At 37.8% G+C, this 19,357-nt stretch carries 22 protein-coding genes and 1 tRNA gene; 19 read left to right on the top strand and 4 right to left on the bottom strand.

What is annotated here, in order from left to right; all coding sequences use genetic code 11:
• The gene (locus CBG10_RS10160) at window positions 1-300 is read left to right on the top strand and encodes a nucleoside triphosphate pyrophosphohydrolase family protein (protein WP_003674350.1); all 300 of its coding nucleotides are present in this window, start codon (window positions 1-3) and stop codon (window positions 298-300) included.
• Window positions 301-431: 131 nt separating this feature from the next.
• Here CBG10_RS10160 and CBG10_RS11355 read toward each other — a convergent pair whose 3' ends face one another.
• Window positions 432-569 (bottom strand): SPJ_0845 family protein, encoded by a 138-nt coding sequence (locus tag CBG10_RS11355; RefSeq protein WP_003666842.1) that lies wholly within the window; start codon window positions 567-569, stop codon window positions 432-434.
• Window positions 570-712: 143 nt separating this feature from the next.
• Here CBG10_RS11355 and uvrC point away from each other — a divergent pair, with 143 nt between their 5' ends.
• From uvrC to CBG10_RS10125, 7 genes are all read left to right on the top strand, one after another.
• The gene (gene uvrC / locus CBG10_RS10155) at window positions 713-2,524 is read left to right on the top strand and encodes an excinuclease ABC subunit UvrC (protein WP_094508676.1); all 1,812 of its coding nucleotides are present in this window, start codon (window positions 713-715) and stop codon (window positions 2,522-2,524) included.
• A 64-nt stretch (window positions 2,525-2,588) separates the two neighbouring features.
• Window positions 2,589-3,905: a GTPase ObgE gene (obgE, locus tag CBG10_RS10150; RefSeq protein ID WP_094508677.1), complete on the top strand. Its 1,317-nt coding sequence runs from the start codon at window positions 2,589-2,591 to the stop codon at window positions 3,903-3,905.
• A gap of 32 nt (window positions 3,906-3,937) precedes the next feature.
• Window positions 3,938-4,867 (top strand): ribonuclease Z, encoded by a 930-nt coding sequence (gene rnz, locus CBG10_RS10145; protein WP_003666845.1) that lies wholly within the window; start codon window positions 3,938-3,940, stop codon window positions 4,865-4,867.
• A gap of 16 nt (window positions 4,868-4,883) precedes the next feature.
• The gene (locus CBG10_RS10140; RefSeq protein WP_029507544.1) at window positions 4,884-5,717 is read left to right on the top strand and encodes an SDR family NAD(P)-dependent oxidoreductase; all 834 of its coding nucleotides are present in this window, start codon (window positions 4,884-4,886) and stop codon (window positions 5,715-5,717) included.
• 133 nt (window positions 5,718-5,850) lie between these two features.
• Window positions 5,851-8,178, top strand: a complete 2,328-nt coding sequence (recJ, locus tag CBG10_RS10135; RefSeq protein WP_094512505.1) for a single-stranded-DNA-specific exonuclease RecJ — start codon at window positions 5,851-5,853, stop codon at window positions 8,176-8,178.
• Window positions 8,179-8,194: 16 nt separating this feature from the next.
• Window positions 8,195-8,713, top strand: coding sequence for an adenine phosphoribosyltransferase (locus CBG10_RS10130; RefSeq protein ID WP_094502571.1), 519 nt, complete (start codon window positions 8,195-8,197; stop codon window positions 8,711-8,713).
• A 110-nt stretch (window positions 8,714-8,823) separates the two neighbouring features.
• Window positions 8,824-9,438: a DUF308 domain-containing protein gene (locus CBG10_RS10125; RefSeq protein ID WP_094502572.1), complete on the top strand. Its 615-nt coding sequence runs from the start codon at window positions 8,824-8,826 to the stop codon at window positions 9,436-9,438.
• 126 nt (window positions 9,439-9,564) lie between these two features.
• Here CBG10_RS10125 and CBG10_RS10120 read toward each other — a convergent pair.
• Window positions 9,565-9,652, bottom strand: a tRNA-Ser gene (locus CBG10_RS10120).
• Between the two features lie 152 nt (window positions 9,653-9,804).
• Here CBG10_RS10120 and CBG10_RS10115 point away from each other — a divergent pair.
• Together CBG10_RS10115 and CBG10_RS10110 are read left to right on the top strand one after the other, a co-directional pair.
• Window positions 9,805-10,473 (top strand): ribonuclease H family protein, encoded by a 669-nt coding sequence (locus tag CBG10_RS10115; protein WP_094512503.1) that lies wholly within the window; start codon window positions 9,805-9,807, stop codon window positions 10,471-10,473.
• Window positions 10,474-10,498: 25 nt separating this feature from the next.
• Window positions 10,499-11,656 (top strand): hydroxymethylglutaryl-CoA synthase, encoded by a 1,158-nt coding sequence (locus CBG10_RS10110; RefSeq protein WP_094502574.1) that lies wholly within the window; start codon window positions 10,499-10,501, stop codon window positions 11,654-11,656.
• A gap of 38 nt (window positions 11,657-11,694) precedes the next feature.
• On the opposite strand, the gene lexA is transcribed toward CBG10_RS10110, so the two are convergent.
• Window positions 11,695-12,321, bottom strand: coding sequence for a transcriptional repressor LexA (gene lexA / locus CBG10_RS10105; RefSeq protein ID WP_003666853.1), 627 nt, complete (start codon window positions 12,319-12,321; stop codon window positions 11,695-11,697).
• A 128-nt stretch (window positions 12,322-12,449) separates the two neighbouring features.
• Here lexA and CBG10_RS10100 point away from each other — a divergent pair, with 128 nt between their 5' ends.
• Together CBG10_RS10100 and CBG10_RS10095 are read left to right on the top strand one after the other, a co-directional pair.
• Entirely contained in the window at window positions 12,450-12,701 is a 252-nt protein-coding gene (locus tag CBG10_RS10100) for a DUF896 domain-containing protein (protein WP_029507850.1), read from the top strand.
• 73 nt (window positions 12,702-12,774) lie between these two features.
• Window positions 12,775-13,002 (top strand): YneF family protein, encoded by a 228-nt coding sequence (locus CBG10_RS10095; protein ID WP_003666855.1) that lies wholly within the window; start codon window positions 12,775-12,777, stop codon window positions 13,000-13,002.
• A gap of 43 nt (window positions 13,003-13,045) precedes the next feature.
• Here the strand turns inward: CBG10_RS10095 and CBG10_RS10090 are convergent, their stop codons facing one another.
• A complete protein-coding gene (locus tag CBG10_RS10090; protein ID WP_003666856.1) occupies window positions 13,046-13,684 on the bottom strand; it encodes a lysophospholipid acyltransferase family protein in 639 nt (212 codons plus the stop codon).
• Window positions 13,685-13,779: 95 nt separating this feature from the next.
• On the opposite strand from CBG10_RS10090, the gene CBG10_RS10085 reads away from it, so the two are divergent.
• From CBG10_RS10085 to frr, 7 genes are all read left to right on the top strand, one after another.
• Window positions 13,780-14,535, top strand: a complete 756-nt coding sequence (locus CBG10_RS10085) for a tRNA1(Val) (adenine(37)-N6)-methyltransferase (RefSeq protein WP_094508685.1) — start codon at window positions 13,780-13,782, stop codon at window positions 14,533-14,535.
• Window positions 14,525-14,815 carry a GIY-YIG nuclease family protein gene (locus CBG10_RS10080; protein WP_003668197.1) on the top strand — a complete coding sequence of 97 codons (291 nt, stop codon included), beginning with the start codon at window positions 14,525-14,527 and terminating at the stop codon, window positions 14,813-14,815. The genes CBG10_RS10085 and CBG10_RS10080 overlap by 11 nt, the downstream gene beginning before the upstream one ends.
• Window position 14,816: 1 nt before the next feature.
• Entirely contained in the window at window positions 14,817-15,809 is a 993-nt protein-coding gene (locus CBG10_RS10075) for a D-2-hydroxyacid dehydrogenase (RefSeq protein WP_094512502.1), read from the top strand.
• Between the two features lie 162 nt (window positions 15,810-15,971).
• Complete coding sequence (gene rpsB / locus CBG10_RS10070) at window positions 15,972-16,760, top strand: 30S ribosomal protein S2 (protein WP_003666860.1); 789 nt, start codon at window positions 15,972-15,974, stop codon at window positions 16,758-16,760.
• 98 nt (window positions 16,761-16,858) lie between these two features.
• Window positions 16,859-17,734 (top strand): translation elongation factor Ts, encoded by an 876-nt coding sequence (gene tsf / locus CBG10_RS10065; protein WP_003666861.1) that lies wholly within the window; start codon window positions 16,859-16,861, stop codon window positions 17,732-17,734.
• Between the two features lie 81 nt (window positions 17,735-17,815).
• Window positions 17,816-18,538, top strand: coding sequence for a UMP kinase (gene pyrH, locus CBG10_RS10060; protein WP_019251791.1), 723 nt, complete (start codon window positions 17,816-17,818; stop codon window positions 18,536-18,538).
• 4 nt (window positions 18,539-18,542) lie between these two features.
• Window positions 18,543-19,106: a ribosome recycling factor gene (gene frr / locus CBG10_RS10055; RefSeq protein WP_019251790.1), complete on the top strand. Its 564-nt coding sequence runs from the start codon at window positions 18,543-18,545 to the stop codon at window positions 19,104-19,106.
• Window positions 19,107-19,357 lie beyond the last annotated feature (251 nt).

The following is a 19,357-nucleotide window of genomic DNA, read 5'->3' as shown; positions in this document are numbered from 1 at the left end:
TTGGATTTTAATGAATACCAAAATGCAGCAAAACGAACCTTATATGGGAATGAACAAGTTTTAACAAATTGTGCATTAGGATTAGCTGGCGAGTCAGGACAAGTCGTTGATTTAGTAAAAAACTATACTTTTCGTAGTCGAAAATTAGATCGTAAGGAACTAATCCACGAAATGGGTGATGTCTTATGGTATTTATCTCAAATTGCAGAATGGGCCGATATTCCATTTGAAGAGGTCGCCAAAGCAAATATTGAGGAATTAAATCAGCGCTATCCGACTGGTTTTAAAAAACAAGATTAAAAAAATAGAGAGTGGGAAATAACCTCCTCGACAAGGCGGTTGGCTAAGCTAGTTCCACGTTATTTTACTATTGTTCATAAAAGTAGTGGAGGCTGAGAGAAAACAAAAATTTTCTCCCAGCCTCCTTTGCATTATTTCTTTTCTTTATCCTTGTTATCTTTTTCTTTTTTGTCGTCGTTTTTTTTAGTTGCTTTTGGTTTTTTAGGGTCAACCGCAAATTGATCAAATAATTTATCAAGCTGTTCGCTTCTTCTAGTAACTAATCCCATTTTTTTAGCTCCTTTTTTATATTTGACAAAATGCTAGCATAAATTTTACTAAATGTACAATTATTTCTAAACACTTTCTTTGCCTTAATGATGATTTTTCAGATATAATATATTGTTAGATAATTTTTCGGAGGGATTTTGCGATGGCCAGTGAACATTTAGAACATAAACTAGCATTGTTACCTGACAAGCCAGGTTGCTACCTGATGAAAAACATTAATGATCAGATAATTTATGTTGGTAAAGCTAAAAATTTAAAGAATCGAGTGCGCTCTTACTTTAAGAGTAGTCATACCGGTAAAGTAGCTAAAATGGTTTCGGAAGTTGCAGACTTTGAAACCATTGTGACTTCGACTAATAAGGAGTCGTTCTTACTTGAAATAACGCTGATTCAAAAACATCAACCTTATTTCAACATTAAATTAAAAAAGGGAACTGGTTATCCCTACATAAAAATAACAAATGAGCGGGATCCTCAAATTAAGATCGTTAGTAAAATAAAAAAAGATGGGGGATATTATTTTGGCCCCTATCCTAATGTCTATGCTGCCGAAGAGACAATGCATTTCATTCAAAAGGTCTACCCATTGCGCCGCTGTAATGGGTATCAAGGCCGTCCATGTTTGTATTACCATATGGGACAATGTTTAGGAGCTTGTTTTAAAGAAGTTCCTAAGAGTGATTACGAAGAGCAAATTAAGAAAATTAAGTCATTTTTGAGTGGAAACACAGCGACAGTTAAGCGACAGTTAACCAAAAAGATGCAACTAGCAGCAGAAAATATGGAGTTTGAACGAGCTGCTGAAATTCGAGACCAGCTTCACTATATTGAAGTGACGGTTGAAAAACAAAAGATTATTTCAAATGATAAGACCCCTCGTGATTTATTTAATTTCTATATGGATAAAGGGTGGCTTTCTATTCAAATTTTCTTTATCCGGCAAGCGCGGTTAATGAAACGAGAAAAACGCCTATTTCCAATCGTGGATACGGCAGTCGAAGAAATGACCAGCTTTATTCTCCAGTTTTATAATCGTCGTAATAATATTTTGCCTCGTGAAATTCTCCTTCCCAAGGGCCTCCCTAATAAGGAAATAAGTGAAATACTAGGAGTACCGGTTCGGACCCCTGTTCGTGGTGAAAAACGGGATCTTTTAGCAATGGCACATGAAAATGCTCAGTTGTCTTTAGATGAAAAATTTCGGCTGCTTGAGATGGACCAAAGTAAAACTACTGGTGCGATGAAAGAGATTACGGATGCTCTTGGACTTCCTGAAGGTCACCGGATTGAAGCATTTGATCATTCTCATATTCAAGGAGCTGATCCTGTTAGTGCAATGGTTGTATTTATTAATGGAGAGCCAGCTAAAAACTTTTACCGGAAGTATAAATTGAAAACGGTGATTAATCATGCTGATGAAGCTGCCAGTACCCGGGAAGTTATTCGGCGGAGGTATTCGCGTCTCTTAAAAGAAAACAAGCCAATGCCTGATATGATTTTTATGGATGGTGGGGAAATTCAGATGGACGCGGCTAAAGATATTTTAGAGAATGAACTTGGTCTCGATATTCCGGTAGTAGGGATGGTAAAGAATGATAAACACCAAACCGCTGACTTATTGTTCGGGGATGATGATCACCATATTAATTTGAATCCACGTAGCCAAGGCTTTTACTTAGTTCAACGCATTCAAGATGAGGTTCACCGGTTTGCAATTACTTTCCACCGGCGCGTTCATACCAAGCATTCGTTGAGCTCACGTTTGGATGAAATTAAGGGAGTGGGACCCCGAACTCGAACAAAATTGCTTAAAAAATATGGATCAATTACCAAAATCGCTCAGGCATCGGTTGATGAAATTCATTCACTAGGAATTAATCGACCTACCGCCCAGCTAATCAAGGTTTCATTGCAGAAAAATGCTGAGGTGGCGAAGGGGAGTAGTCATGATTGAGTTTTGACAGGCTTGTAAATTTTAAATATACTAAATAATAGACTAAAGAACGGAGACAATCATTATGAATATGTTTGTTGATCAAATAAAAATTGAAGTACATGCAGGTAAGGGTGGCGATGGAATGGTAGCATTTCGTCGTGAAAAATATGTTCCTAACGGTGGCCCAGCCGGTGGGGATGGTGGCCGTGGTGGCAGCATCATTTTAAAAGTTGATGAAGGATTACGGACTTTAATGGATTTCCGTTATCACCGAATTTTTAAAGCTAAAAATGGTGGCAATGGGATGAGTAAACAGATGACTGGTCCAAGTGCAGAAGATACAATTATTGCTGTTCCTCAAGGTACTACTGTTAGGGATCTTGATACAGGGGAGATTATTGGTGATCTTGTTGAAAAAGATCAAGAATTAGTAGTTGCTAAAGGTGGTCGTGGTGGCCGCGGCAACATTCACTTTGCCAGTGCTAAAAATCCTGCTCCTGAAATTGCGGAAAATGGTGAACCAGGAGAAGACCATTACTTAGAATTAGAATTAAAGATGCTTGCTGATGTCGGATTAATTGGTTTTCCTTCTGTTGGAAAGTCAACTTTATTATCAGTAGTAACCGGTGCTAAACCTAAAATTGCTGCATATGAATTTACGACATTAACCCCTAATCTCGGAATGGTGATGTTACCGGATGGTCGTGATTTTGCGATGGCTGATATGCCTGGTTTAATTGAAGGGGCATCTAAGGGTGTCGGCCTTGGATTGAAGTTCTTACGGCACATTGAACGTACGCGCGTTCTTCTTCACCTAGTGGATATGAGTAGTGAAGATCCTCATCAAGCGATTGAACGTTACCGGCAAATTAATAAGGAACTTGCTAATTACGATCCTGAGTTATTAAAGCGACCACAAATTGTAGTTGCGACAAAGATGGATTTGCCAAATTCTGCCGATAACTTAGCTACTTTTAAAGCTGATTTGGCAGCAGATAAGACTTTAGAAAAGCAGCCAGAGATTTTCCCTATTTCAGCGGTTACTCATCAAGGTGTTCAACAATTAATGCAATTAACTGCTGATCTCTTAGATAAGACGCCCGCATTTGATAGTGAGAGTCATGATAAAGAATTGGTCGCTGAATATCGTGCTGCTGCTCCTGACAAGACAGATGAAGCGGACTTTACCATTACCAAGGATGAAGACGGCACCTGGGTATTGGGCGGTGAAAAACTTATTCGGTTATTTAAGATGACTGATTTAACTCATGAAGAAAGTCAATTACGCTTTGCGCGTCAACTCCGCCATATGGGGGTTGATGACGCGTTAAGAGCTAAAGGTGTACAAGATGGCGATCTTGTAAGAATTGAAAAATTTGTTTTTGAATTTATTCAATAAAATTATACGTAGCAAAGGTAGGAAAAATATAAATGCAACTTGAATTTTTAGGAACAGGCGCTGGTTCCCCAAGTAAGCAACGTAATGTAGCAAGCGTTGCATTGCGGTTGTTAGAAGAACGAAACGCAATTTGGCTATTTGATGTGGGAGAAGCTACTCAACACCAAATTCTCAATACAACAATTAGGCCACGAAAGATAGAAAAAATCTTTATTACTCACTTGCATGGTGATCATATCTTTGGTTTACCTGGTTTACTAAGTTCCCGCTCTTTTCAAGGAGGAACCGAACCATTGACGATCTATGGACCAGTAGGAATAAAGCGGTATGTTCAGACTTCTTTACAAGTAAGTGAGTCACGCCTCAGTTATCCTTTGCACTTTGTTGAAATAACAGATGACGGGGAACTATTTAATGATCATGGTTTTAGAGTGATTGCACGAAAGTTGGATCATAAAATCGCTTGTTTTGGATACCGGATTGAAGAAGCGGATCATCCAGGAGAATTACAAGTTGAGAAATTACGAGAACAAAAAGTACCATCAGGACCAATTTACGGCCAATTAAAAGCTGGAAAAAAGGTTACCCTTCCAGATGGTCGCGTATTAGATGGTCATGACTTTATTGGTACCCCCCAACCTGGACGTATTGTTGCAATTCTAGGTGATACTAGACAAACGAAGAATGCAATTCTGTTGGCGCAAAATGCAGATGTATTAGTGCATGAAAGTACTTTTGCTAAAGATGAGACAAAGATGGCACACAATTATTACCATTCAACCAGCAAACAAGCAGCTGAAATTGCGAAAAAAGCTGGTGTTAAAAAATTATTGTTAAATCATATTTCAGCACGATACACTGGTAAAGCAGCTTATCAATTGGCATATCAAGTTCGTAATATTATTCCTGATACTCGAGTTGTTAATGATTTTGATGTAATTGATATTCCGTTCAAAAAATGAAAAGAGATGGCAAAAGATGCTGAGAAGAGTAAAGACGTTACGTTTTCTACGAAATGAAGTTGTATTAATTACTGGTGGTTCAAGTGGAATCGGCAAAGAGTTGGCTTTTGAGGCAGCTCGTCGCGGCGCAATTGTTGTTGTTGCTTCTCGTAATCTTGAGAAGTTGCAAGAGGTAGCTAAAAAATGTTTGATTTTATCAGGTCGGCCAGCATTTGCTTATCAATTAGATGTCACCGACCCTGATCAAATTGATGATGTGCTTTCGAAGGTTCAACATGAAGTAGGAGGAATCGATGTATTAATTAATTCTGCTGGGCTTGGTGACTTTATTCCCGTAGTTAAGGAATCTTACCGCTCAATGGAAAAAATGGTACATACAAATCTCTTAGCTTTAATGTATATTAGTCGGTGTGTGGCTAAACAAATGATGGATCAAGGGTATGGTGCCATTATTAATATGGGTTCATTAGCTGGTAAATTGCCTACACCAAATAGCGCTGTATATTCAGCAACGAAAGCCGGAGTAATCCAGTTTGATAACGTTTTACGAATGGAAGTTGCTGATTATGGTGTCCAAGTCTTGACGGTGAATCCTGGTCCAATTGATACACCTTTCTTTGATAAAGCGGATAATGATTATACGTATCGGGCCCATTTACCAAAATGGATGTTTATCTCTCCTGAAGACTTAGCTCGACGAATTTGGAATAATGTTGGGTATAAGACGAGAGAAATTAATGTTCCAGGATATGTGGCTTATCTTGGCTGGGCTTACCAAGTTATTCCCGGTTTAGGTGACTGGGCAATTAAGAAATTTTTTGATTTCCAACAGGATAAGAAGAACTTATAATATGCTCCCTTATTTTCGAGAAATTGCAGAATTTAGCAGTTTCTTTCAAAAAATGAAAGGGGCAAAATAAAAGAGACTGAGTTTATCCCAGCCTCTTGTTTAATTTTGGCGTTGAAATGGTGGTTAATTTTAAATGATTGATACAAAATTTAAGTGGAAACTTGCCGATAATGATTCCTCAGCAACTGTGGATAATCTTGAAAAAGAGTTAGGCATTTCTAGAATATTAGCAACCTTATTAGCTCAGCAAGGAATCGATTCAACCGAACAAGCAAAAAAATTCTTTGAACCATCGATGGAAGAGATCCATGATCCAACCTTATTGCATGATATGGATAAAGCAGTTGAGCGGATTGAGCAGGCAGTTGAAAAGCAAGAACAAATTACTATTTATGGTGATTATGATGCAGATGGAATTACTAGCACATCCTTAATGTATGAAACGTTATTATCTGTCGGTGCTAATGTTAATTATTATGTGCCAAATCGGTTTACAGATGGATATGGGCCTAACATGGATGCTTACCAACGGCTTATTGATAATGGTACCCAGCTTTTTATTACGGTGGATAATGGCGTTAGCGGAAAAAATGTTATCGATAAGGTAATGGCAGCAGGAGTAGATGTTGTAATTACTGATCACCATGAGTTGCCAGCTGATCTGCCTAATGCAGTTGCGATTGTTCACCCTCGTTATCCTGGTAGTAATTATCCTTTTCCTGATTTGTCAGGCGTTGGGGTTGCATTTAAGGTGGCCTGGGCTTTAACCGGTGAATTCCCTATTGAAGAACTGGATTTAGTTGCAATTGGTGAAATAGCTGATGTAGTAAACGTTACGGACGAAAATCATGCGTTAATTTCCTATGGCATTCAGCAATTACGACAGGGGATGCGTCCAGGATTAGCGGCTTTAATGGAATTAGCTGATATTAAGGCTAACAATCTAACTGATCAGGATATTGGCTTTGGAATTGCACCACGGCTAAATGCACTTGGCCGAATTGCTGATGCTAATGATGGAGTTAAGCTGCTGACGAGTTTGGATGAGAATGAATCACAAAAATTAGCTAAAGAAGTAGATCAGGCGAATAAAGAACGTCAGAATCTAGTTGCTGAGATTATGAAAGAGGCAGAAAAACAGGCTAATAGCTCAGCTAACCAGCAGAAAAGGACCTTATTAATTGTTGGAAAAGGTTGGCATCAAGGCGTATTAGGAATTGTTGCTAGTCGGATTATGAATGAGACCGGAAAGCCAACAATTGTGGCATCAACTGATCAAAATAATCCGACCTTAATAAAGGGATCTGGTAGAAGCGTTGACAGTTTTAATTTGTTCAATGCCTTGGAGGCTCATCGTGAACTATTTACAACATTTGGTGGACACCCTGCTGCTTGTGGTCTTTCTTTTGAACAGGGAAATATTGCATCCCTGCAAACAGCCTTGGAAGAAGAAGCAAATCAACAAAAATTTGATCCAACGGTAAAGCAGCCTCTTCCGATCGCAATGCAACTTGAACCAGCTGATGTTACCCAAGAGTTATATAACGATATTCAACGAGTTGCTCCATTTGGTCCAGGAAATATGGAACCAGTTTTTGAATTAAATAACGTTAAAGTTGTCGACGTTAAAACAATGGGACAAGAACACCAGCATTTAAAATTTTCGATTGTAAGTGGTAAAGAAAATCTAACGGTCGTTGCTTTTGGTCAAGGAAATTTGGCAACACTATTATCCGCGCCAACCGGACAAGTTAATTTAGCTGTTAAAGTTAGCCTCAATGAGTGGCGTGGTAAAAAAAGCGTCCAATTGATGCTAGAAGACCTGCAAATCAATGGAACAGTAATTATTGATGAACGAACGAATAAGTTAACTCCTCAGCTTTTTAGGTCTTCAGATTATTACATTGTAAGAGAACCAAGATTACGAGACAATATTGCTCCTCATGTGGCCCCTGGCTATACTTTATCGATCGAAGAAGCAATTAAGACTGATTTTTCTGGTCAACGAGTTACGTTGGTTGACTGTCCATCTAGTGAAGAAATGCTAAAACAGATTTTTGCAAAGGATGAAGGGGAGCCGGCAACTATTCGCTTATTGCTATATCAGCGAAAAAGTGCCTATTTAGCTGGACTGCCAACACGGAATGATTTTGCACAGCTTTATCGATTTATTTATAAGCAAAAAGAATTAAAATGGCCAATCCAAGCTAAAGCAGTTAGCAATCAGTTAAAAATTAATATGGATCGATTAAATCTAATGATTCAAGTGTTTTCTGAAGCAGGATTTGTTACAATAAAAGATGATGTGTTAAAGTTTAATGAGCCAACTAATAAGACTGATTTAACGCAAACTAAACGTTATCAAAAACAATTAGCACAATACAAAGTTGAACAACAGTTGCTTTTTAATGATGCGGCAACGGTTGCTAAATGGCTATTGGAATATCTAAATTTAGAGTAAGGAGACTATTTATCTCATGGCTTTAGACCTTTATAAATACGTAGCTAGTGTTCCTGATTATCCAGAAAAGGGTGTTATTTTTCGGGATATTTTACCCTTAATGGCTGACGGAGCTGCATTTAAGCAAGCTACTGACGAATTAGTTGATTATGCTAAGGATAAAAAGGTAGATATGGTAGTAGGACCAGAAGCACGAGGCTTTATTGTTGGATGTCCTATTGCTCGTGAATTGGGTGTTGGATTTGCTCCGGCACGGAAAAAAGGTAAGTTGCCAAGAAAAGCAATTAGTGCATCTTATGACTTAGAATATGGAACAGCTACCTTGCAAATGGAAGCCGATGCAATTAAACCAGGACAACGAGTTCTTGTTGTGGATGATCTTTTAGCTACAGGTGGAACAATCTCCGCAACGATTGATATGGTTGAACGAATGGGTGGTATTGTTGTTGGCTGTGCGTTCTTAATTGAATTAAAAGATCTTCATGGTCGTGATAAGCTTAAAGATTACGATATGAAGGCATTAATGGAATTTTAATTAGGAGGAGGCTGGGGATACTAGCCTTTTTTCTTTTTAAATTATAGTTGTATATATACAATGAATGCGGGACAATAACATTACGTTGATAAAAAGGAGCCAGTTAATTTATGATTTTCTTAGTAATAATGGGAGCCCTATTTTTAATTTTGGGTGGTTTTTATCTTGCTAATTCATGGCAACAGTACCGTGAATGGAAAAGTGGGACAATCATTGTTGTATTGAGTATTATCGCAATTGTTTATGGTGTGATTAATTTACCTTATTTTCATCATAATAATTCTGCTAGCTCAAGCCAAAGTACTTCATCTTCACAGGTTGCGCGGTCTAGTAGCTTTTCATCATTTTCAAATGGATTGACAATTGGTAATTCAAGTGCAAATGAAGCGCAACAAGAAAGTAAGACAATGGCTGTTTTGCGTCAAATGCAAAAGGGTTATTCAAAACTAGGGTCAGTTGACTATAACGAAGATAGTAAGACATTCCAGATCACGCCAACTGATGATAATACGGTTGAAGCGTTGAAAGCTTTAGCGCAAGATCCAAGTCAGGCTGAACAAATGGGCTGGCCTAACTTAACTAAGTCGATTAAAAGTAATTCAGGGCAAGTAGAAAAAGCATTAGGTGAAGGATATTCAATTAGCATTATGAATCCAAGTGATTCTAGTAAGGCGTTGTATACTGCCAAAGACGGCAAAACCACATATGATATTGCTAATCAATAAAACTAAATAACCTAAGATTAGTTCAAGACAGATTAGGGCACTTAATAGGTGTCCTTTTTTGTGTAATAAAAAAGCTGATATACCAACGTTTTAACAACTATTGAATATCAGCAAAACTTTAGATAAAGGAGACAAGGGGATTTGAACCCCTGCACGCTTTTACACGCCTAACGGTTTTCGAAACCGTCCTCTTCAGCCACTTGAGTATGTCTCCATTTCAACTTTATTATTGTAACAAAAAAATTGTAAAGCGTAAAGAGAATATCAATCAAGGAAATAGCTATTTAATAATTTTGCAGAAATGATTTCTTGCTGATATGATATTCTAATATATGATGTAATTTGAAATTTGATTAGGGGATTTTTATGGTAAAAAAATATTATGCAGTCAAAAAAGGTCGTCATCCGGGAATATATAAAACTTGGACTGAATGTCAGAAGGAAGTTAATGGCTATCCGAATGCTAAGTTTAAAAGCTTCTTAACGCTTGAGGGTGCTAATGAGTGGCTTCAGACTACGGGAAATACCGTAACATCGACTAAAGCAGTTAATTATTCTGATGATATCCTTGTTTATACTGATGGAGGCTCCCGCAATCATGGTAATAAGTTAGGACAGCACGTTAAGGCAGATGATAAAGCGGCCTGGGCTTATTTTATTCAAACTAAGGATCAAGCTTATACAGGAACTGCTGGCGAATTTGGAGCTACTAATAATAAAATGGAGATTACAGCTTTAATTAAAGCACTAACTAAACTATTAGAACTCGGCTTTCAAGCTCAACCAATTACAGCGATTTTGGATTCACATTACGTACTAGACCCAATTATGAAAGGCTGGTTAACTAATTGGCAGCGGTGGGGATGGTTAACCGCTGGTGGCAAGCCAGTAGCAAATAAAGAACTATGGGAAGAAATTGTTGCCCTTTTACCTCAGTTCCCTAATTTACATTTTGATTGGACTAAGGGTCATGCAACGAATGCTGGAAATAATAAGGTCGATGAATTGCTAAATAAAACGATGGATCAGTTATAATTATTTAACAAGAGGATGATAAGAAATGAGAATTGGTATTGATAAAATGGCTTTTGCAACAACAAATGATTATTTAGATCTTGTTGAATTAGCAAAAGAACGCGGCGTAGATCCCAATAAATTTACCATTGGAATTGGACAGGATCTACAGGCAGTTGTGCCACCTACGCAAGATATTGTAACTTTAGGAGCTACGGCAGCGAAAAAATTGCTTACTCCGGAATTAGAAAAAAATATTTCGACAGTAATTGTGGCAACTGAGTCAGGGATTGACAATTCAAAAGCAAGCGCGATCTACATTAAACACTTATTAGGGCTTAGCGACTTTACCCGAACGGTAGAAATGAAAGAGGCTTGTTATTCTGCAACAGCTGCTATCCAATTTGCAAAGGGAGTAGTGGCACTTAATCCCCAAGAAACTGTATTAGTGATCGCTGCTGATATTGCTCGTTATGGATTAAATACTCCAGGAGAGGTGACTCAAGGAGCTGGAGCAGTTGCAATGCTGGTTTCGCGGAATCCTCACATTCTAACCCTTGAAGATACAACTGTTGCTTACAGTAAGGATATAATGGATTTTTGGCGACCGCTATATGCAACAGAAGCGCTAGTAGATGGAAAATACTCTACTAATGTTTATATTGAATTTTTCCTGCAAACTTTTACCCGTTACCAGCAATTAACTGGGCGAGAATTAGCGGATTTTGCTGCTCTTACATTTCATATGCCATTTACTAAAATGGGGAAGAAAGGATTAGAAGGGTTGCTCAAAGATCGTAATGACGAAGTAGCTCAACGATTACGAACACAATTAACCGCAAGTCAGCTATTTTCGCGCCAAATTGGTAACCTTTACACTGGCTCCCTATATTTATCATTAATGTCGTTGTTACAAAATAGTGACTTAAGAGCTGGAAGTCGAATTGGGTTATTTAGCTATGGTTCTGGTGCAGAAGGAGAGTTCTACACAGGAATCCTAGAAGATGGCTACGAGCATTATATGAATAATATTCAAGAAGAACTAAAGCATCGTCACCAGGTTTCGGTGGCAGAATACGAAAAGCTATTTAGTAGTCAATTAGGAATGAATGACCAGGATATCGAGTTTGATGTTGCTAATGATCCATTACCTTTCGTTCTTAAAGGGCAAAAGGATCATCAACGGATTTATGAAGCTAAATAAAAAATGGAGCCCTAAAATGGACTCCTTTTTTATTAGGCTTAGAAAATATGATCACGAAATAGTCCCACCACTTTACCAAGAATTTTCACATTGTCTAAAAAGATTGGCTCCATCGTATCATTTTCTGGCTGTAAACGAAAACGTGTTTTTTCTTTATAGAATCGTTTACAAGTAGCTTCATTATCATCATTCATTGCAATAACGATATCACCATTTTTAGCGGTGGATTGTTTACGCACAATTACTTGGTCGCCATTAAAAATTCCTGCTTTAATCATACTGGTTCCACGAATGGTAAGCATAAACAAATCATTATTATCTTGGATAGAAGGAGGTATCGGGAAAAACTCAGTAGCATTTTCGACTGCTAAAATTGGTTGTCCAGCCGTAACAACGCCAAGCATTGGAATTTCTTTTTGAATCGGTTTTACACCTAAAATATCAAGTCCCTTGGGTGTAATCTCAAGTGCTCGAGGCTTAGAAGGGTCTTTTTGTAAGAATCCTTGTTCAATTAAGCGGGAGATGTGTCCATGGACTGTTGAAGTTGAAGACAGGCCAACAGCACTACAAATTTCACGAACAGTCGGTGGATAGCCATGATCTTCAACTTGCTTGTGAATATAATTTAGGACGGCCATTTGTTTATTTTTTGCTACCTTTGCCATATTGACACCTCATTATCATTAATTGTGTTAAGCTTATCATAGATAGATGCATATTTCAAACGTACGTTCGCGATTTGCATTAGTTTTATAAAATAAGTAAAATCGACTTTATTAAGGAGATGATTATAATGGCTGAATCTAAAGAACAAGAAGCTTTATTGAAGCGAATTAATGAACTTGCTCATAAAAATAAAGAGGAAGGCTTAACTGAAGAAGAAACAAAAGAACGAGATCGTTTGAGAAAGGAATATCTTAAAAACTTTAGGGAAGCAATGCGCAGTAATATTGAAATGATGCGGATCTTTGATAAAGAAGGGAAAGAAGTTACTCCTGAAAAAGTTCGTGAAATCCAACGTAAAAAAGGACTTCGTGACGATTAACAGTGATTTGCTCTTTTCAAAGATTGCTCTTTCGTGTAAGATGGATAGGTAACGAGCAAAGGAGGAAGTAATTGTGGGTATGACGATCATGCTAATGATTCTTGCATTATTAGTCGGTTTGGTTATCGGCTTCTTTGGTGCACGTAAATACATGGAAAACTACCTCCGCAATAATCCACCGATTTCGGAAGAGATGCTGCGGACAATGATGCTTCAAATGGGACAAAAACCATCAAGTCGTAAATTACATCAAATGATGCAAGCGATGAAAGCACAAGCTAAAAAATCAAATCGTAAATAATATAAAAGGATGTGATATTTATCACATCCTTTTATATTGGAAATTAAAATTCGTCATTCTTCGGCTTTGGAGGAACGATATATTTATAATTAGGATCAATTTGTCGATCTAATTGGTCAAAAGCATCTTGCATTTGCTTTTCTAAATCAGTCTGTACTTCAGGAGTAAGTCGTTGCTTTCGGTCAATATAAATAGGATTTCCAAATGCGATTTGGCGAGGTTTACGGGTAAATAGCTGGCTAAATTTTAGGGGGCCTTGGTAAACAGCAGGAACTAAGGGAACATTTGCCATTTTAGCGATCACAGTGGCCCCGCCTTTTAATTTAGATGAGTAGCGTGATCCGCTAGGAAAAATAATGGTCGATAAATCAGTTTTCTTTAAAATTGTAACCGGCTTTTTGATAGCAGACGGTCCAGGATTTTTCCGATCAACTGGATAGGCATTCAACGCTTTTAAGAATTTGCTAGCAATTGGATTCTTAAAAAGTTCTTTTTTAGCCATGAAGCTAAATTTTTTGGGCCATACGGCAAGCGCTAGTAAGACAGGATCCATCCAAGTGCGATGAGGTGCAATAATAATATAATTGCCTTCAGGGATGTTTTCCCGATTGTATATTTTAGGTCGCCCGTTAATCAAATTTAAAAATGGATTAACGATTTTAACGAGGAAAGTGTACAACATGTCAATCTTCCAATCTATAACAAAATTAAGTTTTCGTTCCTCAGTATGACGAAAAAAAGTGGATCTTGCAAGTACAAAAAATAATGGAGGACATAATGGAAAATAAAAATATTCTAAAAAAGGATGAAAGAATTGATCAGTTATATAGTCAGGATGTACAGATAATCCAAAATCCCCATTATTTTGCGTTTTCATTAGATGCTGTCTTATTAGCAAATTTCGTGCGTCCCAATCATCGACAGAAATTGAAAATTGTTGATTTATGCGCTGGAAATGGGGCAATCGGCATTTTTCTCCACGATAAGCTTGGCGGAACATTTACTGAAGTTGAATTACAACCACAGATTGCTGATATGGCTGAACGGACAATTTTGCTAAATGATTTACAAGATCGTTATACTGTCATTAATGATGATATTGCTAATATTAATGATTATATTTCTAAGGATTCGATTGATATTGTCCTTTGTAATCCTCCTTATTTCCCAGTTACAGCCCAAAGCCAGAAGAATCCAAATAAAGCTTTAGCGATTGCTCGTCATGAAATAGCAACTGATTTAGTGACAGTTATTCAAAAGATGAGTGGTTTATTAAAAATGAATGGTCATGGGTATCTTGTGCATCGTCCAGATCGTTTAGGTGAAATTTTACAAGTATGTCAGGAAAACAGATTAGCGCCTAAAAGAATTCAGTTTATTCACCCTAAACCTGATCGTGATGCGAATATTTTGCTGCTTGAAGTGATTAAGGATGGCCGGCCGGGGGGAGTAAAAGTAGTACCACCATTGATTGTTCATGGAGAAGATAACGAGTATACTCCAGCGGTTCAGGAGCTATTATATGGCAAGTGAGAAATACTATATTTATGTATTGTATTGCGCGGATAATAGCTTTTATTGTGGCTTTACCAACAATGTTAAACGGCGCTTTCATACTCATCAGACTTATCAAGGGGCAAAATATACTCGTGTGAAAAAGCGTCATCCGCTAAAGCTTATTTATTCAGAGGAATTTGAATCAAAGCATGATGCCCTGAGTGCGGAATATTATTTTAAACATCAAACCCGCCGCCAAAAAGAAAAATTCTTACTAGACCATGGTGTCGATTTATTGAAACTACGGAGGAATTAAGATGAAGATTTATATGTATGGTGTTTATCAGGATGAAGTTCCTTACATTAAGGAATGGCAAGAGGAACATCCTGAAGTAACTGTAGACTCAACAACGAAACTTTTAGACGAAAGCACAGCCAACTTGTCTAAAGGAAGCGATGGAGTAGTAGTATTCCAGCAAAAGCCTTATTCAGATGAGGCCTTACGTCAATTAGCACTTAATGGTATTACAAAGATGTCATTGCGAAATGTTGGGGTTGATAATCTTAACCATGAATTAGCACAAAAACTTGGTTTCCAAATTACTAATGTACCGGTTTATTCCCCAGCTGCGATTGCCGAATTTTCAGTTACGCAAGCCCTTAATCTTTTGCGGCGAACAAAAGAATTTTATTTGAAGTTAGCGAAAGGAGATTATAACTGGGCACCGCATCTTGCTAAGGAAATGAATAAGCAGGTTGTCGGGATAGTTGGAACAGGAAACATTGGCTCCACAGCAGCTAAAATTTTTGCTGGTTTTGGTGCAAAAGTGATTGCGTATAGCCGTCATCAAAATAAGGAACTAGAAGGAATTGTTGAATACGTTAGCCTTGATGAATTATATAAACGAGCAACAATTATTTCACTTTATTTGCCCCATGTTCCAGCGACAGATAAAATGCTTAATGAAAAAACATTTGCAATGATGCAGGACGGGGTCTTACTGGTTAACACTGCCCGTGGACCATTAGTCGATGAAAAGGCGTTGATCGAAGCATTGAATAGCGGTAAAGTCGGAGGAGCTGCTCTAGACGTAATGACTGGTGAAACCAAGATTTTTAACCAGCAAATTGATTTCCAAGAAGTTGATTATGACGAATTTAAAGATTTAGTTGATCGGCCAAATGTTTTAATCACGCCACATATTGCTTTCTATACTGATCAAGCAATCAAAAATATGGTTAAGATGAGCTTATCTGCCAATCTAGATTTGATTAAAACTGGGACGTCAGATAAACTAGTTAAATTTTAAAATAAGTTAAGTGAAAAACCTTGTCACTTTGCAAGGTTTTTTGTATACTATATTTCGGTGTTACACGCCAATTTCACACCCAGAATGATGGTGGTGAGGGTGCTTAAATAGTCCCATTGCCAGAAGAAGACTGGGGAGGAAAAACAATTTGGAGGTATATTTATGTCTGTTGTATCTATGAAGCAATTGCTTGAAGCCGGTGTCCACTTCGGTCACCAAACTCGTCGTTGGAACCCAAAGATGGAAGAATACATCTTTACTGAACGTAACGGTATTTACATCATTGACTTACAAAAGACTGTTAAGTTAATTGATACTGCTTACAACTACATGAAGGATGTTGCTGCTAACGATGGTGTTGCTTTATTTGTTGGTACAAAGAAGCAAGCTCAAGATGCTATTGAAGAAGAAGCTACTCGTGCAGGTCAATACTATGTTAACCACCGTTGGTTAGGTGGTACTTTGACCAACTGGAAGACTATCCAATCACGGATCGCTCGTTTGAAGGAACTTAAGAAGATGAGCGAAGACGGTACATTTGATGTTCTTCCTAAGAAGGAAGTTGCTGTCTTAACTAAGCAACGTGAAAAGCTTGAACGTTTCCTTGGTGGTATTGAAGATATGCCACGGATCCCAGATGTTATGTTCATTGTTGATCCTCACAAGGAACAAATTGCTGTTAAGGAAGCTCAAAAGTTACACATTCCAATCGTAGCTATGGTTGATACTAACACTGACCCAGACGACATTGATTACGTTATCCCATCAAACGATGATGCTATCCGTGCCGTCCGCTTAATCACTTCAAAGATGGCTGATGCTTTTGTTGAAGGTAAGCAAGGTCAAGACGATGCTCAACAAGAAACTGCTGATGATAACGCTGCTAACGAAACTGTTAGCGAAGATTCATTAAAGAACTTGAAGAACAGCGTTGAAGGTAAAGAAGACTAAAAACATTAAATTCTTGGGCTGTTTTGTACGGACCATTCTGGCCTAAGTACTAAACAGCCCTTTTTTCAAAAAAAGAGTATAAAAGGAGAGATTTCGTCATGGCTGAAATTAAAGCTGCTCAAGTTATGCAATTACGTAAAAAGTCCGGTGCCGGTATCATGGATGCTAAGAAGGCATTAGTTGCTAGTGATGGTGACATGGACAAAGCAATGGACTACCTTCGTGAAAAGGGTATTGCTAAGGCAGCCAAGAAGAGTGACCGTGTTGCAGCTGAAGGATTAGCTGATATTGCTGTTAATGGTAATACAGCTGCAATCGTTGAATTGAATTCAGAAACTGATTTCGTTGCTGCTAGTGAACCATTTAAGGACTTATTGAAGAAGGTTACTAAGTTAATTAGTGAAAACAAGCCTGCTAATGTTGAAGAAGCATTAGAAATCAAGACTGAAAATGGTACATTAAATGATGATATTATCAGTACTACACAAAAGACTGGTGAAAAGGTTAGTCTTCGTCGGTTCACTGTTGTAGAAAAGGATGACGGTGATAGCTTTGGTGCATACTTACACCAAGGTGGTCAAATTGCTGCATTAGTTGTCTTAGAAGGTGCTGATGATGCTACTGCTAAGGATGTTGCAATGCACGTTGCAGCTATCAATCCTGAATTCATGACTCGTGATGATGTTTCTCAAGAACGTCTTGACCATGAACGTGCTATCTTCAAGGAAGAAACTTTGAACGAAGGAAAGCCTGAAAAGATCGTTGACAAGATTGTTGAAGGTCGTTTAAACAAGTTCCTTTCACAAATTTGTTTAGCAGATCAAGACTTTGTTAAGGATTCTGACCAAACTGTTGAACAATATGTTTCAAGTAAGAATGGTAAATTGAAGTCCTTCATTCGTTACGAAGTCGGTGAAGGAATCGAAAAAAAGCAAGATGACTTTGCTCAAGAAGTTAAGGACCAAATGAACTAAGCGTTCGGTCAAAAGGAGGACGTACTCAATGTAGTGCGTCCTTTTTTAAAAATTAACTTGCAAATTCAAGGAGGATATCATATGGCAGATATTAAATATAAGCGAGTAATTTTAAAACTCAGTGGAGAAGCATTAGCTGGCGACAAAGGTTTTGGGATTAACCCTCCCGTTTTAAAAGATGTAGCTAAGGAATTAAAAGAAGTTCATGATTTGGGTGTTCAAATTGCCATTGTTGTTGGTGGTGGTAACATGTGGCGTGGTGTTACTGGTGCTGAATTAGGGATGGAACGTGCACAAGCTGACTATATTGGAATGTTAGCAACCATTATGAATGCCTTGTCACTTCAGGATGCGCTTGAATCAATTGGTGTTCCTACCCGAGTACAAACTTCAATTGAAATGCGCCAAATTGCTGAACCATATATTCGGCGGAAAGCTATTCGTCATTTAGAGAAAGATCGAATCGTTATTTTTGCTGGTGGAACAGGAAGTCCTTACTTCTCAACTGATACTACTGCCGCATTACGAGCAGCAGAAATCAACGCTGATGCCATTTTAATGGGTAAAAATGGGGTTGACGGTGTTTACTCAGATGATCCAAATAAAGTTAAGGATGCTACTAAGTTTGATCATTTAACCCATATGGATATCATTGAAAAGAATTTACATGTAATGGATACTACTGCTAGTTCACTATCGATGGACAATCATATTCCATTGGTAGTCTTCAACTTGAACACATCAGGGAATATTATGAAAGTAGTAACTGGTCAAGAAGTTGGTACAACAATTGAAGGAGACTGATAATATGGCTACAGGAAAAGAAATTTTAAATGATGCCAAACAAAAAATGGTAAAATCAGGTGATGCACTTCAACGGACACTTGCTGATATTCGTGCGGGTCAAGCCAATGCAAGTTTATTAAATTCTGTTAAAGTTGAATATTACGGAGCACCAACTCCATTAAATCAAGTTGCATCAATCACAATTCCAGAAGCACGGCAATTATTAATCACCCCTTATGATGAAAGCGTGCTTGAAGAAATTGAAAAAGCAATCTATGCATCTAATTTAGGATTAACTCCTCAAAACGACGGAAGTTCAATTCGCTTAATCATCCCACAATTAACTGAAGATCGGCGGAAAGAATTAGTAAAGGACGTTAAAGCTGAATTAGAAAAGGCAAAAGTTGCAGTTCGAAACGTTCGTCGTGAAGCGATGGATGACTTAAAGAAGGGTAACAAGAACGGCGACTTTAATGATGATGAATTCCATGATCTTGAAAAGAAAGTTCAAAACGAAACAGATGCTGGAATTAAGAACCTTGAAGATATTGCAAGTGCAAAAGAAAAGGAATTAATGGAAGGCTAGTTTTCAGAATTAAAAAGGTTGTGAACTTGACGTGTACCCCCAGAGTTGGAAATCAACTCTGGGGATATTTTATATGACCAAAATTAGCGTTAAAACTAAACTTAAAGCTGTTGAAGAATATGCCAACGGTAATGTTACTTTAGCATCAGTTAGGCATAAATACGGGATTGCTGAATATGATTTCCAAATTTGGGTGGGAATTTATGCAAGATTTGGTAAAGGACCATTACTCAATCCACCCAAAGTAACTG

It is taken from the genome of Limosilactobacillus reuteri (genome assembly GCF_002254085.1).
Classification (GTDB): Bacteria; Bacillota; Bacilli; order Lactobacillales; family Lactobacillaceae; genus Limosilactobacillus; species Limosilactobacillus reuteri_K.
This window is presented reverse-complemented; position numbering and strand designations above follow the sequence as displayed.

What these genes read in the sequence shown, in the direction of transcription:
- CBG10_RS10085 (WP_094508685.1), top strand. Translation starts at nt 13,780, where the DNA reads ATGGAAAATAAAAATATTCTAAAAAAGGATGAAAGAATTGATCAGTTA.
- CBG10_RS10115 (WP_094512503.1), top strand. Translation starts at nt 9,805, where the DNA reads ATGGTAAAAAAATATTATGCAGTCAAAAAAGGTCGTCATCCGGGAATA.
- obgE (WP_094508677.1), top strand. Translation starts at nt 2,589, where the DNA reads ATGAATATGTTTGTTGATCAAATAAAAATTGAAGTACATGCAGGTAAG.
- pyrH (WP_019251791.1), top strand. Translation starts at nt 17,816, where the DNA reads ATGGCAGATATTAAATATAAGCGAGTAATTTTAAAACTCAGTGGAGAA.
- CBG10_RS10140 (WP_029507544.1), top strand. Translation starts at nt 4,884, where the DNA reads ATGCTGAGAAGAGTAAAGACGTTACGTTTTCTACGAAATGAAGTTGTA.
- CBG10_RS10090 (WP_003666856.1), bottom strand. Translation starts at nt 13,684, where the DNA reads ATGTTGTACACTTTCCTCGTTAAAATCGTTAATCCATTTTTAAATTTG.
- tsf (WP_003666861.1), top strand. Translation starts at nt 16,859, where the DNA reads ATGGCTGAAATTAAAGCTGCTCAAGTTATGCAATTACGTAAAAAGTCC.
- CBG10_RS10130 (WP_094502571.1), top strand. Translation starts at nt 8,195, where the DNA reads ATGGCTTTAGACCTTTATAAATACGTAGCTAGTGTTCCTGATTATCCA.
- uvrC (WP_094508676.1), top strand. Translation starts at nt 713, where the DNA reads ATGGCCAGTGAACATTTAGAACATAAACTAGCATTGTTACCTGACAAG.
- CBG10_RS10110 (WP_094502574.1), top strand. Translation starts at nt 10,499, where the DNA reads ATGAGAATTGGTATTGATAAAATGGCTTTTGCAACAACAAATGATTAT.
- CBG10_RS10080 (WP_003668197.1), top strand. Translation starts at nt 14,525, where the DNA reads ATGGCAAGTGAGAAATACTATATTTATGTATTGTATTGCGCGGATAAT.
- CBG10_RS10125 (WP_094502572.1), top strand. Translation starts at nt 8,824, where the DNA reads ATGATTTTCTTAGTAATAATGGGAGCCCTATTTTTAATTTTGGGTGGT.
- frr (WP_019251790.1), top strand. Translation starts at nt 18,543, where the DNA reads ATGGCTACAGGAAAAGAAATTTTAAATGATGCCAAACAAAAAATGGTA.
- rpsB (WP_003666860.1), top strand. Translation starts at nt 15,972, where the DNA reads ATGTCTGTTGTATCTATGAAGCAATTGCTTGAAGCCGGTGTCCACTTC.
- rnz (WP_003666845.1), top strand. Translation starts at nt 3,938, where the DNA reads ATGCAACTTGAATTTTTAGGAACAGGCGCTGGTTCCCCAAGTAAGCAA.
- CBG10_RS10100 (WP_029507850.1), top strand. Translation starts at nt 12,450, where the DNA reads ATGGCTGAATCTAAAGAACAAGAAGCTTTATTGAAGCGAATTAATGAA.
- CBG10_RS11355 (WP_003666842.1), bottom strand. Translation starts at nt 569, where the DNA reads ATGGGATTAGTTACTAGAAGAAGCGAACAGCTTGATAAATTATTTGAT.
- CBG10_RS10075 (WP_094512502.1), top strand. Translation starts at nt 14,817, where the DNA reads ATGAAGATTTATATGTATGGTGTTTATCAGGATGAAGTTCCTTACATT.
- lexA (WP_003666853.1), bottom strand. Translation starts at nt 12,321, where the DNA reads ATGGCAAAGGTAGCAAAAAATAAACAAATGGCCGTCCTAAATTATATT.
- recJ (WP_094512505.1), top strand. Translation starts at nt 5,851, where the DNA reads ATGATTGATACAAAATTTAAGTGGAAACTTGCCGATAATGATTCCTCA.